This is a genomic window from Pandoraea anhela (assembly GCF_902459655.1).
Taxonomy (GTDB): domain Bacteria; phylum Pseudomonadota; class Gammaproteobacteria; order Burkholderiales; family Burkholderiaceae; genus Pandoraea; species Pandoraea anhela.
Window position 1 is genome coordinate 127,196 of sequence record NZ_CABPSB010000007.1, and the last position, 16,491, is coordinate 143,686.

A 16,491-nucleotide genomic window follows, 5' to 3' on the forward strand; every position below is an offset into this window, starting at 1 on the left:
CCTTGATGACGAGAAACGAAAACACCGGCGCGCAGCGCGCGGCCGGTGTGTGCAGGCATTGTGCTATCGGAGTCGGCCGCGTGCACGCACGGGCTACAACGCCCCGTGATACGGGGCAGGTGGAGGGCAGCAGCGAGTTTCAGTCGACGAAACATCGCGGCTGCCGGGTCGCGTTACTGGAACGCGACTTCGTTGAAACTGCGCAGTTTGCGACTGTGCAGACGGTCCAGACCGTTATCGCGCAGCAACTCCATCGCTTTGACACCGATTTTCAGGTGCTGATCGACCCGCTCGCGATAGAAACGATCGGCCATGCCGGGCAACTTCAGTTCGCCGTGCAACGGCTTGTCGCTCACGCACAGCAACGTGCCGTACGGCACCCGGAAACGGAACCCGTTCGCGGCAATCGTCGCGCTTTCCATGTCGAGCGCAATCGCGCGGCTCTGGCTCATGCGTTGCACCGGCTCGCGATGATCGCGCAACTCCCAGTTGCGGTTGTCGACAGTCACGACCGTCCCCGTGCGCATCACGCGCTTGAGCTCGAAATCGTCCAGTTGGGTCACGTCGGCCACGGCACGCTCCAGCGCCACCTGCACCTCGGCCAGCGGCGGCACCGGCACCCACAGCGGCAGGTCATCGTCGAGCACGTGATCCTCCCGCACATAGCCGTGCGCAAGGCAGTAGTCCCCCAGACGCTGGGAATTGCGCAGCCCGGCGCAGTGCCCCAGCATCACCCAGGCGTGCGGGCGCAACACCGCGATGTGATCGGTGATGGTCTTCGCGTTCGACGGACCGACGCCGATGTTGACCATCGTGATGCCGGTGTTGTCCGGGCGCACGAGGTGATACGCCGGCATCTGCGGCAGACGCGGCGGCGATGTGCCCTCCTCCGGGCGGGGGTCGACGTTCTGATTCCAGTGCGTCACGTTGCCCGGCTCCACGAACGCCGTGTACTGGCTGCGATATTCACGCAAGGCGGGATCGTCGGTGGCGCTCATCAACTCGCGTCCCAGTTCGACGAACTCGTCGATATAGAACTGGTAGTTGGTGAAAAGCACGTAGTTCTGGAAATGCTCGGGCGACGTGGCCGTGTAATGACGCAGACGGTGCAGCGAGTAGTCCACCCGCGGCGCCGTGAACAATGCCAGCGGCAGAATTTCGCCGGGCAACGGATCGCGTGTGCCATTGACGATGCTGTCGTCCATCTTGGCCAGATCGGGCACATCGAACACCGTGCGCATCGCGCGCAGGTGCGTCTGGTCGAGATCGCCTTCGAGATACACGCCGTCCTGATAGGCGAAGTGCACCGGAATCGGCTCATCGGACACGCCCACCTCGAACGCCACCCCGTGGTTGTGGGCGAGACGTCGCAATTGCTCGATGTAGTAGTTCTCGAACAGATCGGGACGCGTGACCGTCGTCTGATAACTGCCCGGCCCGGAAACGAAACCGTACGACAGGCGCTTGTCGAGCTGGGTGATGTCTTCCGTGGTGATGCGGATGAAAGGGTAATGCGCGCTCACCCGCCGCGCCTGATCCTTCTGCCTGGAAAAGCGCTCGAAAGCGGCGCGAAGATACGCCGTATTGGCGTCGTAAATCGTCTTCAGATAGGCGACGGCTTCCACCGGATCCGTGATCGATCGGGTGGCATGAACCGGTTCTTGTTCGGACATGCGCAAACCTCTTCTGTCTTTTTCGTGATCTCGAGTATGCGCCTATTGTGACACGACTGTACGACATCTGCGGGGCATTACAGCGTGCCGATTCTCATCGGCCGGGGCGGCCGAAAACCGCGACGCGCGGGGGAGGCGTTTCGGGAGATTGCTAGGGGATTTCCGAGCGATGTCGGAGAAATCGCGGCGAGACATCGGCACGAGAGCGGCAGGGGAAAGACGCCTTTGCCTCCCCCACCGGAAAAATCCTGCGCTCAGTCTTCCAGACGCATGCCGACCTTCAGCGTGACTTGCCAGTGAGCGACCTTGCCGTCCTCGATATGGCCGCGCGTCTCCGTGATTTCGAACCAGTTCAGGTTGCGCAGTGTCTTGCTCGCGCGCTCGATGGCCCCTTTGACGGCGTCATCGATGGACTTGGTTGACGAGCCGGTCAGCTCGATTTGCTTGTACACGTGATTCGTCATGTCAGTCTCCGGGTTGGGTTGGGAGACTTCCCATGCTAGGCCCGGACTACCGAGGCCGCAAGTCGGTGAATTCCGACATGTCGTCGTCAGTGCCGTCGAGGTGCCGCGCGGCAGCGCCCGCGCCGTCGTTCCCGCCGTCGTTCCCGCCGTCGTTCCCGCAGTCGTTCGTGCAGGCGGAACGGGAGCCCTCAACGACACCGCCGGCCGGCTCCCGACGCAGCATCGCGGGCACCACCGTGTCGAGCGGCGTGGGCACGACGTTGCTGAGATTACGTCGCACCTTTTGCAGCAGTTGCGTGAGCTGCACCGCCTCGAAAGCGGTCAGGCCGTGCAACGCCTCGTCGCGTACGTCGTCGGAGAGTTTGCGCGCGAGCTGCAACTGCGCGACGGCCGCACGCGTGACGAAAAGGCGTTCGATGCGGGCGTCGCGCGCGTCCGCACGGCGGCGAACCCAACCGGCCTCCTCCATGCGCTCGAGCATGCGGGCAAGTGCCTGCGGCGGGGTTTCGAGGATATCCGCGAGCACCGTCTGGCTCACGCCGCGATTGACGCTGAGATAGGCGAGCAAGCGGCATTGGGCGCGCGACATCGGCAGTGTGCGCTGTGCGAACTGCTCGAAGCGGCGCCCGAACAGACGTTGAATGTCTGCTACGAGAAAGCCGAAACGTTGGGCGGAATCGGTCACTTTCATATGCCGCATTATGCTGAACATGTTTAGGGATATCAAGGCGCCGAAGATTCGGCATCCGGTGTATCGCCGTCTTGGCCTACATGCCCTACATGCCCTACACGACATGGACGGCCGACGCGGCGCGTCAGGCCGCCGCAGGCGTCCCGGCGTCCTGTCCGCTGCCGTGGCCCAGCCAGTCCAGTGCCCCCTCGCCCGCCGTTTCCGCTCCCGGCCCCGCACGACGAATGGCCACGCCGACAGCGAGCACGTCGATGGCGGCCAGATGCAGAATGCGCGCGATCATCGTGACGTGCGCCCCCATCGTCTCGACGTGATCGTTAGGGAGAACCAGCGTCGCCTTGCGGGCGAGCGGCGAATTGCGTGCCGTGAGCGCAATGACCTTCGCGCCACGCGCGAGCGCGATATCGACGGCGCGGTTCAGATCGGCCGAGCGCCCCGAGGCCGAGATCGCGACGACCACATCCCCCTCGCCCAGCAAGCCCGCGGACGCCTGCAACAGATACGGGTCGCCGTACGCGATGGTCGGCTTGCCGAAGCGGAAGAACTTGTAGTGCGCGTCCTGCGCGATCACGCCGGAATTGCCCAGCCCGTAGAACTCGATGCGGCGCGCACCGTCGAGCAGTGTCACCGCCGCTTCCACCGTGCGTGCATCGAGATGCTCTCGCATTTGCAGAATCGACGAGACGGTGTTGTCGAGCACTTTGGCACTGAACTCCGCCGCCGTGTCACCCACGTGCACCTGCCCGTGACGCACCGGCAGCGTGCCCGTCAGTGCACTCGCGAGCTTCAGCTTGAAATCCGAGAGGCCCTGACACCCGAGCTTGCGACAAAAGCGGATGACCGTCGGTTGGCTGACTCGCGCCAGCCGCGCAATCTCTGCGACCGGCTCGGCCAACAACGCGCGCGGCTGCTTGAGCGTAAGTTCGGCCACGCGCTGCTCCGCCGGACTCAGGCGGTCGCGCAAGCGATGCAACCGGTCAATCAATGCGCCCGCGCCTGCGGCGTGCGTGCCGAGTTGCTCGGCGAGGATCGCGGACGTGCCGAGAAATGCCGGATGATCGGCGGTGATGACATACGTCGGAATCTTCTTCAGATACGCCTCGAAACGTCCCTTCGCCTCGAAGCGCTGGCGAAACGGCGAGTCCTCGAACAACTTGCCGAGTTTCGGAATCACGCCACCGCCCAGATACACGCCGCCGACCGCGCCGAGCGACACCGCGACGTTGCCGGCGAGGGTGCCGAGCATCGCGCAGAAGGCGTCGACGGTCTCGCGCGCCAGCGCATCGCCCGACTTTGCGAGTTCGACGATGGCCGGCGTCTCCAACGATGGCACACGACGCCCCGCACGTTCGGCCAGCGCCTGATAGACGAGCGCCATCCCGGGGCCGGCAACGAGACGTTCGAACGACACGTGCGGGAAGTGCTTCCATGCGTAGCGCAGCACGTCGATGTCACGCTCGTCCGCCGGCGCGAACGTGGTGTGCCCCCCCTCGCTGCCCAGGGCGATCCACCGGTCGCCCGCAGGAATCAGGCCGGACACGCCCACGCCGGTGCCCGGCCCCAACAGCCCCAGCACGCCGTTCGGACGGGGCTCGCCCCCGCCGATCTGATACTTCTGCGCTTGCGTGAGATACGGCAGCGCCATGGCCAGCGCGGTGAAATCGTTGACGACCAGCAGCGTCTCGAAGCGCAGCGCGCGACGCGTCGCTTCGATGGAGAAGCGCCAGTCGCGATTCGTCATGCGGATCTCGTCGCCTTCGATCGGATTCGCAATGGCGATGGCAGCATGCCGCACCGGTTCGGCGTGATCGGCCTGATCGAGATAGGCGCGAATCACTTCTGGCACGCCGGCATAGTCGTCGCAGGCGTAGTCGCGAATCTCGACGAGATCGCCCGGCGCAATCTCCAGCGCGAAACGGGCGTTGGTGCCGCCGATGTCGGCAAGCAGGCGCGGGCCGCTCAGATGCGGCGGATTATTCCTCACTCCAGAAGACATCGATTTTGACTCCTTCACGGTGGATCAGCCGGGAGATGGCGTTGTCCTGTTCGTCCGCCTGCGCTGCTTCGAGCACGGCACGTTTGGCCGGGCCCTGAATTTGCAGGATGAGCCGGTCGCAGGCCGCAAGCGCGGCGAGCGACCACGACACACGCTGATACGGCGCGCGCTGCGGCTGCACAAGGACGAACTTGTCGTGGGTGGTGATGGCGTGTTGCCACTGCGGGGCGTCGGCGAACAGCGACGCCGTGTGACCGTCCTCGCCCATGCCGAGCACGCAGACCTGCGGCACGCCATGCGTCCACGTGTCGTTGAGCGTGCGCACCTGCAAGGTCGCGGCCGTTGCCGTGTCGACGAGGGGCAGCCAGCGTGCCCCGGTCGCATCCGGCAATAACGTCTGCGCAAGCAAACGCGCATTGCTGTCGGCATGGTCGGGCGGCAACCAGCGGTCGTCGACCAGCGTGATGTCGACGTTGCGCCATGCGACGGGCAAGCGCGCGAGTTGCGAGAGAAACGCCCGTGGACTGGTGCCGCCGGAGACGGCCAGCAAGACGCGTGGCCGAATCGTCAACGCTTCGTCGATGCCCGCGACGACCGCGTTCGCGAGGGCATGCGCCTGCGCGTCGCGCGTGGGAAAGGTTCGCCAGTGGATCATGGGTGTGTGTCTCCGTGCCTTGGCTGTGGACGGTGAGCGCCGCGGCCGTTTCGGCCCCGGCGATCCGTCACGCTTGTTCTATGGGTGCTTCCGGATGGACGCTGCCGCGTCGATCAGTTGTCTTCCTCGACCCAGCTCGTGCCGTATTGCGCGAGGAGCGCGCTCGCGGCGGGCGGCCCCCAGGTGCCGGCGGCGTAACGCTTCGGCCCCTTGTGCTGGCGCGACCAGTACGCCTGAATCGGCGCCACCCAGCGCCACGCCTGCTCCTGTTCGTCGCGTCGCACGAAAAGCGCAAGGCGTCCGTTGATGACGTCGAGCAGCAGACGCTCATACGCGTCCATCCGGTGCCCCTTGAAGAACTGGTCGAATGCCAGATCGAGATGCACCGATTGCAGATTCATCCCCTCGCCCGGCTGCTTCGCGAGACAGTACAGACGAATCGACTCGTTCGGTTGCAGGCGAATGACGAGACGGTTCACGCCCGGCTGCGCGGTCGCGTCGCCGAGCAACGGGTACGGTGTTGCGCGGTAGTTGACGACGATCTCCGCCACGCGCTCCCCGAGGCGCTTACCGGTACGCAGAAAGAACGGCACCCCCGCCCAGCGCCAGTTGTCGATGTCGGCCTTGAGGGCGACGAACGTCTCCGTCTGACTGTCGGCCGGCACGCCCGGCTCGTCGACGTAGGCAGGCACCGCCGACTTGCCGATCGCGCCGCCGCCGTACTGCCCCCGCACCACATTGCGCGCCACGCTCTCGTCGTCCAGATGACGCAGCGAGCGCAACACGCGCATCTTTTCGTCGCGCACGGCATCGGCGTCCATCGACAGCGGCGGCTCCATGGCCACGATGGCGAGCAGTTGCAGCAAGTGGTTCTGCACCATGTCGCGCAGCGCGCCCGTCTGTTCGTAGAACTCGCCGCGCCCTTCGACACCGATCTCCTCGGCAATCGTGATCTGAATGCTGTCGATCAGTTCACGCCGCCACAGCGGCTCGAAAACCGCGTTGCCGAAGCGCAGCGCCAGCAGGTTCTGGACCGCCTCTTTGCCGAGGTAGTGGTCGATCCGGTAGATCTGGTCTTCGCGGAAGATCGCGCCCACGGCGTCGTTGATCGCTTCGGACGACGCCAGATCGTGTCCCAGCGGCTTTTCGAGCACGATGCGGCTGTTCTCGTTGAGCCGGGCGCTGCGCAGCCCCTCGCAAATGGGGATGAACAGCGACGGGCCGGTCGCGAGATAGAAAATGCGCACGCCCGGACGCGTCGCCAGCCGCTCGGCCAATACACCGAACTCGGCTTCGCGACCGAGATCGAGCGGCATGTAATCGATGGTGGCGAGAAAGCGCTTCCAGACGTCCCCGTCCCAAACGTCGGTCTTGATGTGCTGGCGCACATGGTGTTCGCACCACGCTTGATATTCGGCGGCGTCCATCGGCTTGCGGGCGACAGCCAGGATACGACCGGCATCGCCCGTCTGCTCGGGGCCGAGTTGCCCGGTGCGAAAGGCGCGAAACAACGACGGCAGCACTTTGCGCAGCGACAAATCGCCGGTGGCGCCGAACAACACAAAGGTATAGGGTGAAGGCGTGTTCATGACAAGACGTCCACGTGTCACTGGGAAAGCGCAACTTTGACACTGCATTGTAGTTTAACTACACTACAAATCAACAAAATCTCGTGCTTTGACTACATCGCCCTGTCACATGGCGGGGTTCGCAGATGAAGATCAGGGCCGCAACACAGCCAGCATGCGGGAGACGCGGCAGGCCGGGCAGCGTGCACATGGGCGGCCCGACGGCGATTCGATGCGCTCACCGTATGGGGCGACCCACAACGATGTCCCCCGTCCCGGAATCACCATGACCCAGTCTTCGCACAACGTGTCCCTGCATCCGGTGGTGCAACGCGTGACCGAGCGCCTCATCGAGCGCAGCCGGTCGTCCCGCCAGGCATATCTCGAAGGCGTCGCGCGCGCCACGCAGGGCCAGCCCGGTCGCGAAAGGATCGGCTGCGCCAACCTCGCCCATGCGCTCGCCGCCGCGCCCGCCGACGATCGCCTCAAGATCCGCTCCGAGCGCAGCCCCAACATCGGCATCGTCACCGCGTACAACGACATGCTGTCGGCGCACGCGCCGTTCGCCGAATTCCCCGACATCATCAAATCCGCCGCCCGCGCCCATGGCGCGAGCGCGCAGGTCGCCGGCGGCGTGCCCGCAATGTGCGACGGCGTAACGCAAGGGTACGCCGGCATGGAACTGTCGCTGTTCTCACGCGACTTGATCGCCATGGCGTCGGTCGTCGCCCTCTCGCATCAGATGTTCGACGCCGCCATGTTCCTCGGCGTGTGTGACAAGATCGTGCCGGGTCTGGTGATCGCCGCACAGGCGTTCGGCCATCTGCCCGCCGTGTTCAGCCCCGCCGGGCCGATGCCTTCCGGGCTGCCGAACGACGAGAAGTCGCGCATCCGGCAGGAATACGCGGCCGGGCGTGTCACGCGCGCCGCCCTGCTCGACGCCGAACTCGCGGCATATCACACCGAAGGCACCTGCACGTTCTACGGCACGGCCAACAGCAATCAGATGCTCATGGAGTTCATGGGCCTGCATCTGCCCGGATCGTCGTTCGTCAACCCGCATACGCCGTTGCGCCATGCGCTGACACAGGCCGCAACCGCCCGAGCGATCGCCCTGGCGAAGTCGGGCATCAACACGTCGCAAATTCTCGATGAGCGAGCGTTCGTCAACGGCGTGGTCGGGCTGCTCGCCACCGGCGGGTCGACGAACCACACGCTGCACCTCGTGGCGATGGCGCATGCGGGCGGCATTCTGCTCGACTGGCAGGACTTCGCCGAACTGTCGGACGTCACACCGCTACTCGCCCACGTCTACCCGAGCGGCAAGGCCGACGTGAACCAGTTCCACGCGGCAGGCGGCCTGAGCTTCCTGATTCGCGAATTGCTCGACGCCGGCTTCCTGCACGACGACGTGACCACCGTCATGGGGCACGGGCTGCGCACTTATACGCAGGAAGCGTTCCTGCGCGACGACGTGCTGTCGTGGCACGACGCGCCTGCCGAGAGCCTCGACGAGACCATCGTGCGCCCCGCGTCGCGACCGTTCGCCCCGGAGGGCGGGCTTCGTATGCTCGCGGGCAATCTGGGGCGCGCCGTCATCAAATCCTCCGCCGTCAAACCCGAACACCGGAAGGTGCGCGCCCCGGCACGCGTATTCTCCGACCAGGAATCGGCCCAGGCCGCGTTCAAGGCGGGCGAGCTCACGCGCGACGTCATCGTCGTGGTCCGCTTCCAGGGGCCGCGTGCGAACGGCATGCCCGAGTTGCACAAGCTCATGCCGATGCTCGGCCTGTTGCAGGACGAAGGACATCACGTGGCGCTCGTGACGGACGGCCGGATGTCGGGGGCCTCCGGCAAGGTGCCCGCCGCGATTCACCTGTCGCCCGAGGCCGAGCAGGGCGGTATGCTCGCACGGGTACAGGACGGCGACATCATTTCCATCGACTGCGAGACGAACTCGCTTCACTGTGAAGTCGACGACGCGACCCTCGCCGCCCGCGCGCCAGAACCCGCACCGCACCGGCCGTTCGATCCGTGGCGCAATATGTTCGGCTTGTTCCGCAACAACGTGGGCGCGGCGCCCCACGGCGCTTGCGTGCTGTTCAACGACGCGGACTATCCCGCGCAGGACTGATCGCGCCCCGCGATCCCCGCCAGAATGACGGTAAAGACAGGCGTCGAAATCTTGACGCCTTTTTTACCCGCGCGTCCCTAGACTGGCCTCGTTGTCACTTCAGTCGTCAAACGACACGTTGCCATGCCTGCTATCGCCCAACGCGCCAGCCTCGAACCTCCCGGTGCGAGCGCCGTCCCGTCCACTTCCGCCGACACGCTCCGAGCTTTCGGGGCCTTCGACCTCACGCCCGCCGCAGCGCGCGCCTCGGTCACGACAGCCAGCCCCGTCGCCGTGTCGACGCCGGCCAGCGCCCAGGCCGCACCTCCCGCCGACGCCTTCGCCGCAGCGCGGCAACGCAATCGATACAACCCACGCGCGCGTCTCGACGCCACGCTCGACATCACGCTCAGCCGTGCCGCCGTCTCCTCGCTGGCCGTCACGCTGGCGATGAGCCTGCCGCTGCCGTGGCGCGTCGAGACGATTCGTCCGATCCGCCGCGATACGGCCGCCGTCGTGTCGATTGCCCTGCCGCGAGTCGAAGCCTCGCGGGCGATGGATGTCGTCATGCAGTCGCTGCCGGAAGCGGAATTCGGCGCGCTGCGCCTGCGTCCGTCCGTCTGAGGTCCTGCCGTCAGAACGGCCGGCGTCGGAGAGTGTGCCGACGCCATTGGTCAAACACAGCATCTTCCGGTTATGAACACAGCCATCTTCGAAGGCGTGTGGGTTCCCCTCGTCACGCCCATGACCGGCGCCAATGGCGCCCAGATCGATCGCAACGCCTTTGCGCGCCTGGTCGACTACTACCTCGCTGCCGGCGTAAACGGTCTGGTCGTGGCCGGCACCACCGGCGAAGGCACGCTACTCGATGACGAAGAGCGCCGCTGGCTCGTCGAGACAGCCTGCCATCTGGCCCACGGCCATGCGCCGGTGCTCGCCGGGGTGGGCGCTGCCGACACGTCGAACGCCGCACGTCAGATCCGCAGTCTCGACGACCTGCCGCTCGCCGGGTACCTCGTGCCGCCGCCGTATTACCTGCGCCCCTCGCAGGAAGGCATTCTCTGGCACTACCGCACGCTCGCGGGAGGCACCCGCAAACCGCTGGTGCTCTACAACGTGCCGTTGCGCACGGGGGTCACGCTCGGCGTGGACACCATTCGCGAACTCGCCTCGCATGAAGCCTTCGCCGCCATTAAGGAATGCGACGCGCATCCGCTCACGCATCTGCCCTCGCAAGTCACCATGCGCGTGCTGTGTGGCGACGACATGCAGATCCTGCCCGCATTGCATGCGGGCGCCGTCGGCTGCATCTCCGCTGCGGCGCACGTCCGGCCCGACCTGTATCTGAAGCTCATCCGTTACGTGCGCGAGGGCGACATGGATCACGCCAACAAGCTGTTCAACGGCATGAAACCGCTGATCCGGCGTCTGTTCTCCGAGCCGAATCCGGTCGCCATCAAAGCCGCGCTCACATCGCTCGGCCTGTGTACGGAGACGGTCCGTCGCCCACTCATGCCCTGCTCCGCCGCGCTTCGCAAAGACATCGAAGCGCAGCTCGAAGTGATGATGGCGTTCTGACGTCGCACGTCGACAATCTCACGCGCGCCCTCGTCGCCCCGCATTTCCTCCGCTCTCACGACAGGACTTTCGTTATGGATGACATCGAACAGCGTCACCGCACCGTCGCCCGTCTGCTGATCAAACTCTCGGGCACGACACTGGCGCGACTGGCCTATGCGACCGGGATCACGGGCAATACGATCTCGCGCTGGGTGCACGGTGATTACTGCGCACTCGGCACACATGGACGAGACAAGCTGTTCGCCGCGCTCGGCGTGCGCAGCGACGGCGTGAACGTACGCTTCGCGCCTCGCGCCACCGGCGCCGCGCAACCGGTCTTCCAGATCAACGGCCTCGTGCAGGCCGAGCGCTTCGCGACCCTCGCCGCGCTGACCTCGACCCAATTCGTCGCCGCACGCGAGACGTGTCAGGGACAGACGCTGGTGAGCGTCGTCACCGACATCACCGGTCAAACGACCGCGTTGCTCGTCGGCACACGTGAAGCCCTCGACGAGTTGTATGCGGAGCTTGGCATCGCCGTCTCTCCCAAGCGCCGCTCGGACCGTCTCGACCGTTTGGAGGCAGACCTCCGTCCTTATGCTTCGGCTGGCACGGCCGTGCGGCTACACTCGAACTGACCGCTAAACACGTAGTGCCGCACCGCCTCGCGCAGCGCACTGCCCCAGCCGCCTTTTGCCCCGGCCGCCTTTTGCCCCGGCCCGGCAGCCCTCCCGGGGGTAAGGCGGCGTTCCATTCTTGGCCCCCCGTCAACTATGGAGCGTGTCATGACGACAGATCGCATCAACAAGCGCCTCAAGGTGTACGCCAAAGACGGCTGGCAGGACACCGGATACAAAGTCGGCGCACAAAACGCACCGAAAGTGATTTTGCGCGCCGAGGGCGAATGGTGTACCCGCACGGACGATCGCAAGTTCGGACGCCGCGACGCCAACGGCCGCACGCCGAACTCCGGCGCCACGTATCTCCACAAGGTCTCCGGCGACAAGGCTTACCCATACCACGCAAGCGACGCCTTGATGGGGCAACTGGTCGGGCGGTTCGGTGAACATGGCGAACCGTTTCTCGTCGGCAGTCACAAGTCGTTCCGCGTGGACGGCATGCCGAAGGACGTGACGCTCTGGCTGTGCTGCAACGACCCGCTCGACAGCGCCAAGCGCGACAACGACGGCGCGCTCGACGTAACGCTCGAACTCGATGACGCCCGCGACGTCTTCGCACCGCGCCCGCAACATTTCGACCGTCCGTCAGGGCGTTGGGTGGACGATTGAGCCGCTCGCCGACCCTGGTGCAGACGACATAAAAAAGCCAGCGGCGAGCCACTCGCCGCTGGCGCGATGGCGTGACATGACGTGACGCAGCGCGCGTCACCGCCATCCGAGCCGCCATCCCAGCCACCGCGCGCATGCTCTTCATGCATGGCGTGCGCACGGCGTGGGCCGGCGCAAGCGCGGCGAGCATCGGGACGTCAGGCGCGTCTGGCTTGGCCGTAGCGCTTCACGAGCGACCGCAGCCAACGTCCCACACGCGTCGTCACGCCGCTACGCGCGGCCATGTCATGGGACAAGGCAGCATCGGCGTGCGGATCGACGTGATAGTGATGCAGGCACTGGGACGGCAGCAGGAGCGCTTGCGGATTGCCCGAACGAAGGGTCATGGAGTAACGGAACACGATGAATCTCCCGGCCGCACGGCAACCGACCTTCGCAAACGTTCCGTTCGCGTCACCCCGAGGCTCAGGGACACACACGAACGCACGCGCACGACGGGACAGCCCGAACGGCAGACGTAAAACCAATAAGGGAGCGTGCTACGAGAGACGGACGCTAGCGACGGAGCCCAACCCGGTCCATGCCATGGTTACGCAACGAGTGCGGCCAAAGAAGGCAAAGAAGGCAAAGAGGGCAAACCATCGAAAGGTACGTCTGAGGTGCGCGCCAACCCGACTATGCGAGTTAGCGGCAGGGAAGATCCCGGGGACTAACTCGCGGTGATGGTGTCGACTTCGGTCGACCGGCAACTACCACTAGAACAACTGTCCACGGAAGGATCTCCTGAGAGCTATGACGGCGCGATTTTACCCCCGAGTGCGTCGAAAGAAAAGTGACAATTCAACGTGTTACAAAATGATGACGGAAGCCACTTTCCTCCGCGCGCCGGCTCGGCCAGAATCTGTCATCTATTCGTCACAAACCGCCTGCCGGCGGCCGACGGCCCGCTGCTGCGCCGGTATCCGGCGATCCGGCAACGCGCCGAACGTCCGGCAGGCACTCGATTGCCTCCGGACTTCATGGATTCGTTCAACCGCGCCCTCTTTCTGGCCATCAACGCCTCGCCCAACGTGAGCGAGGGCGAACTGGCGCTCGCCGTCTTCCTCGCGAAGTATCTGATTCTCCTGTTGCCGATCGGTCTCGCCACGCTCTGGCTGGCCGGGGGACGCGATCGCGAAGGCGCCGTTCACGGCCTGCTCGGCGTGGGCCTCGTACTGCTCGTCAATGCCGTCATCGGCCTCGCCTGGTTCGAGCCGCGTCCGTTCGTCGTCGGCCTCGGCACGAATCTGCTTGCGCATGCGCCGACGAGCGCGTTCCCCAGCAATCATGGCGCCATCATGTTCACGTCGGCCTTCGTACTGATGGGCACCGTCGCACGCACGCCGCGTCTGCTCGGCAAGCTTCTGCTGATTTGCGCGCTGCCGGTGTGCTGGGCGCGCGTCTATCTCGGCGTGCACTGGCCGGTCGATATGCTGGGCGCGCTGGTCGTGTCGATCGTCGTCGCGCTCATCATGCGCACGGCGAGCGCGCGCGAGACGAGCCGTATCGTCGCCGCCATCCTCGAAGGCGTTTATCGTCGACTGATGGCGTGGCCGATCGCGCGCGGCTGGCTGCGTCGCTGAGCGTGGCGTGACACGGTCGGCACCACGGGACGGCGGGACCGCGAAGCGCGGCGCTGAACGCTGCAAACGCGGTCGAGCCGGTTGGCGCGACTAAGTCGGCTAAAGCGCGGATAAACGGATAAACGGATAAGCGGATAAGCGGGTGAGGCGGGAAAGGCGGAAAGCGGGTGAAGGGGGTGAAGCGGGAACGTCGGAAGCGCGTGAGGGAAATGCCTGGGAGACTCGGGAGATCCGAATCTCCCAATGGTGCCGGGCAGACGTGAATCAGCGGTGGTACTCGCCAGCGGCTTCCGGCTGGTAGTCGAGGCCGAGCAGTTCAAGCTCGATCAGGTGACCGCCCGGCACTTGCCAGTGAATCGACTGACCGATGCGCAGCCCCAGCAGCGCACTGCCCACCGGCGCAAGCACCGAAATGCCGTTTTCCGTAGCCGCGAGATGCTGCGGATACACGAGCGTCACGCGATGCTCCTGCTGCGTGGCGAGGTCACGATAGCGCACCACCGAATTCATCGTAGCGACGTCGGCCGGCATTTGCTCCGGGTCGACGACGCTCGCACGGGCGAGCTCTGTTTCGAGTGCCTCCACATACGGCAATGCCGCGCGCGGCGCATTCTCGATGACCGAATAAAGACGATCGAGGTCGAGAGACGAGACAGTGATCGAGGGACGTTGCGAGTTGACGGTGGACATGTCGACGGGCCTTGAATTTCCTTGGGCGTTGAGTGAAGGTGCCCTCAATCTAACAGAAGCCCCGCGCGGGGAGAAGTCCCGGTCTCGGGCGGCATCCGCTAGAATCGACGCATTAAGGTGAATAGGCCTACGCGCCGCAAAGCTGAAGTCATGTCCGAAAACACTACGAACGACGCGCTGTTCGAGCGCGCCCAGCAAACCATTCCCGGCGGGGTGAACTCGCCCGTGCGCGCCTTCCGTTCGGTCGGCGGCACACCGCGCTTCATCGCTCGCGCACAAGGCCCCTACATGTGGGACGCCGAAGGGGTGCGCTACATCGACTACATCGGCTCGTGGGGCCCGATGATCGTCGGCCATCTGCATCCGGAAGTCGTTGCCGCCGTACAGGTCGCGATGTCGCAGGGCTTCAGTTTCGGAGCGCCGACGCAGGCCGAAGTCGAGATGGCCGAAGCCATCTGCCGCCTCGTGCCGTCCATCGAGCAAGTGCGCCTGGTGTCCTCGGGCACGGAGGCGACGATGAGCGCCTTGCGTCTGGCGCGTGGCTTTACGGGGCGCAACAAGATCGTCAAGTTTGAAGGCTGCTATCACGGCCACGCCGACAGCCTGCTGGTCAAAGCCGGCTCAGGCCTGCTGACCTTCGCCGACTCGACGCGCAATGCGCCCTCCTCCGCCGGCGTGCCGCAGGAAGTCACGCGCGACACGCTCGTGCTCGAGTACAACAACGTCGACCAGCTTCGCGAACTTTTCGCGGGACAGGGCAGCGAAATCGCCGCCGTCATCGTCGAGCCGGTCGCGGGCAACATGAATCTCGTGCGCGGCTCGCGTCACTTCCTTCAAACGCTGCGCGAGCTGTGCACCGCGCACGGCGCCGTGCTGATCTTCGACGAAGTCATGTGCGGGTTCCGCGTCGGTCTGGGCGGCGCGCAAGCGCTTTACGGCATTACGGCCGACCTCACGTGCCTGGGCAAGGTCATCGGCGGCGGTATGCCCGCTGCGGCCTTCGGCGGACGCCGCGACATCATGTCGCATCTCGCGCCGCTGGGCGGCGTCTATCAGGCAGGCACCCTCTCGGGCAATCCGCTTGCCGTGGCGGCGGGCCTCGCCACGCTCAAGCTGATCGAGGCGCCGGGCTTCTATGAGGAGCTCGCCCGACGTACGTCGAAGCTCGTGAGCGGGCTCGTCGATGCGGCACAGGCCGCCGGCGTGCCGTTCTCGGGCGATAGCGTGGGCGGCATGTTCGGTCTGTATTTCCGCGCCAACGTGCCGCAGAGCTTCGCCGAAGTCACGACATCGGACGTTGCGCGTTTCAACAAGTTCTTCCACGCCATGCTCGATCGCGGTGTCTACCTCGCACCGAGCGCGTTCGAAGCCGGTTTCGTCTCTGCAACGCATGACGACGCGATCCTCGATGCGACCATCGATGCCGCGCGCGATGCGTTTGGGACGCTCGTGTGAGCGCCGCGAGGCGCTCACTACCATTTGCACTGTGGCGCTTTCCACGTATTGCGTAGTCCGCCGGATGTCCGTCCGGCCATAACAAGGGGAAACATCATGCAAATGCTGCTGCCGATCAAGCTTCGTCAATCGTTCGTGCGCTGGCTGGCGTTGGGGCTGCTCACGTCGTTGCTCAGCGCGTGCGGATACAACGAAATTCAGGTCAAGGACGAAGCGGTCAAGGCGTCATGGAGCGAGGTCGTCAACCAGTACCAGCGACGCGCCGATCTGGTGCCGAATCTGGTCAATACCGTGAAGGGCTACGCGGCGCACGAGCAGGCCACGCTCACCGAGGTGATCAATGCGCGCGCCAAGGCAACGAGCATCACGGTCACGCCGCAGACGCTGAACGATCCGGAAGCATTCAAGCGCTTCCGGCAGGCCCAGGGCGAATTGTCCGGCGCCCTCTCGCGTCTGATGGCCGTCTCTGAGAACTATCCGAACCTGAAGGCCGACGGTCTGTTCCGCGACCTGCAATCGCAACTCGAAGGCACGGAAAATCGGATTACCGTGGCGCGCAATCGCTACATTCAGGCGGTACAGGACTACAACGTGTACGTGCGCCAGTTCCCGAACAATCTGACGGCCAAGGTGTTCGGTTACGCCACGAAGCCGAACTTCACCGTGGACAACGAGAAGGCCATTTCCACGGCGCCGGCCGTCAAGTTCTGAGGAT

At 65.1% G+C, this 16,491-nt stretch carries 16 protein-coding genes; 8 read left to right on the forward strand and 8 right to left on the reverse strand.

Annotation, left to right across the window (positions count from 1 at the left end; genetic code table 11):
• Positions 1-173 precede the first annotated feature (173 nt).
• The 6 genes from PAN31108_RS12145 to zwf all read right to left on the reverse strand — a co-directional run bounded on the left by PAN31108_RS12145 (position 174) and on the right by zwf (position 7,068).
• Positions 174-1,673 (reverse strand): AMP nucleosidase, encoded by a 1,500-nt coding sequence (locus tag PAN31108_RS12145; RefSeq protein ID WP_150669103.1) that lies wholly within the window; start codon positions 1,671-1,673, stop codon positions 174-176.
• 254 nt (positions 1,674-1,927) lie between these two features.
• A complete protein-coding gene (locus tag PAN31108_RS12150; protein WP_150669104.1) occupies positions 1,928-2,137 on the reverse strand; it encodes a dodecin in 210 nt (69 codons plus the stop codon).
• 46 nt (positions 2,138-2,183) lie between these two features.
• A complete protein-coding gene (locus PAN31108_RS12155; protein WP_150669105.1) occupies positions 2,184-2,828 on the reverse strand; it encodes a MarR family winged helix-turn-helix transcriptional regulator in 645 nt (214 codons plus the stop codon).
• 124 nt (positions 2,829-2,952) lie between these two features.
• Positions 2,953-4,824, reverse strand: coding sequence for a bifunctional transcriptional regulator/glucokinase (locus tag PAN31108_RS12160; RefSeq protein ID WP_174994952.1), 1,872 nt, complete (start codon positions 4,822-4,824; stop codon positions 2,953-2,955).
• Complete coding sequence (pgl, locus tag PAN31108_RS12165) at positions 4,802-5,479, reverse strand: 6-phosphogluconolactonase (RefSeq protein WP_150669106.1); 678 nt, start codon at positions 5,477-5,479, stop codon at positions 4,802-4,804. The genes PAN31108_RS12160 and pgl overlap by 23 nt, the downstream gene beginning before the upstream one ends.
• Positions 5,480-5,592: 113 nt before the next feature.
• The gene (zwf, locus tag PAN31108_RS12170) at positions 5,593-7,068 is read right to left on the reverse strand and encodes a glucose-6-phosphate dehydrogenase (protein ID WP_150669107.1); all 1,476 of its coding nucleotides are present in this window, start codon (positions 7,066-7,068) and stop codon (positions 5,593-5,595) included.
• A gap of 265 nt (positions 7,069-7,333) precedes the next feature.
• On the opposite strand from zwf, the gene edd reads away from it, so the two are divergent.
• The 5 genes from edd to PAN31108_RS12195 all read left to right on the forward strand — a co-directional run bounded on the left by edd (position 7,334) and on the right by PAN31108_RS12195 (position 12,009).
• Entirely contained in the window at positions 7,334-9,181 is a 1,848-nt protein-coding gene (gene edd, locus PAN31108_RS12175; protein WP_174994953.1) for a phosphogluconate dehydratase, read from the forward strand.
• A 123-nt stretch (positions 9,182-9,304) separates the two neighbouring features.
• Entirely contained in the window at positions 9,305-9,784 is a 480-nt protein-coding gene (locus PAN31108_RS12180) for a hypothetical protein (protein WP_150669108.1), read from the forward strand.
• Positions 9,785-9,856: 72 nt separating this feature from the next.
• On the forward strand, positions 9,857-10,738 hold the full coding sequence (gene dapA, locus PAN31108_RS12185; protein WP_150669109.1) for a 4-hydroxy-tetrahydrodipicolinate synthase: 882 nt from the start codon (positions 9,857-9,859) through the stop codon (positions 10,736-10,738).
• 74 nt (positions 10,739-10,812) lie between these two features.
• Positions 10,813-11,358, forward strand: coding sequence for a hypothetical protein (locus tag PAN31108_RS12190; RefSeq protein ID WP_150669110.1), 546 nt, complete (start codon positions 10,813-10,815; stop codon positions 11,356-11,358).
• 147 nt (positions 11,359-11,505) lie between these two features.
• The gene (locus tag PAN31108_RS12195) at positions 11,506-12,009 is read left to right on the forward strand and encodes a hypothetical protein (RefSeq protein ID WP_150669111.1); all 504 of its coding nucleotides are present in this window, start codon (positions 11,506-11,508) and stop codon (positions 12,007-12,009) included.
• Positions 12,010-12,206: 197 nt separating this feature from the next.
• On the opposite strand, the gene PAN31108_RS12200 is transcribed toward PAN31108_RS12195, so the two are convergent.
• Positions 12,207-12,410, reverse strand: a complete 204-nt coding sequence (locus PAN31108_RS12200; RefSeq protein WP_150669112.1) for a hypothetical protein — start codon at positions 12,408-12,410, stop codon at positions 12,207-12,209.
• 618 nt (positions 12,411-13,028) lie between these two features.
• Between PAN31108_RS12200 and PAN31108_RS12205 the strand changes: the two genes are divergently transcribed.
• A complete protein-coding gene (locus PAN31108_RS12205) occupies positions 13,029-13,631 on the forward strand; it encodes a phosphatase PAP2 family protein (RefSeq protein ID WP_150669113.1) in 603 nt (200 codons plus the stop codon).
• 264 nt (positions 13,632-13,895) lie between these two features.
• Here the strand turns inward: PAN31108_RS12205 and rnk are convergent, their stop codons facing one another.
• Positions 13,896-14,321 carry a nucleoside diphosphate kinase regulator gene (gene rnk / locus PAN31108_RS12210; RefSeq protein ID WP_150669114.1) on the reverse strand — a complete coding sequence of 142 codons (426 nt, stop codon included), beginning with the start codon at positions 14,319-14,321 and terminating at the stop codon, positions 13,896-13,898.
• A gap of 150 nt (positions 14,322-14,471) precedes the next feature.
• Here rnk and hemL point away from each other — a divergent pair, with 150 nt between their 5' ends.
• Positions 14,472-15,776, forward strand: coding sequence for a glutamate-1-semialdehyde 2,1-aminomutase (gene hemL / locus PAN31108_RS12215; protein WP_150669115.1), 1,305 nt, complete (start codon positions 14,472-14,474; stop codon positions 15,774-15,776).
• A 96-nt stretch (positions 15,777-15,872) separates the two neighbouring features.
• Positions 15,873-16,487 carry a LemA family protein gene (locus PAN31108_RS12220; protein WP_150669116.1) on the forward strand — a complete coding sequence of 205 codons (615 nt, stop codon included), beginning with the start codon at positions 15,873-15,875 and terminating at the stop codon, positions 16,485-16,487.
• The last annotated feature ends 4 nt before the right edge of the window (positions 16,488-16,491 follow it).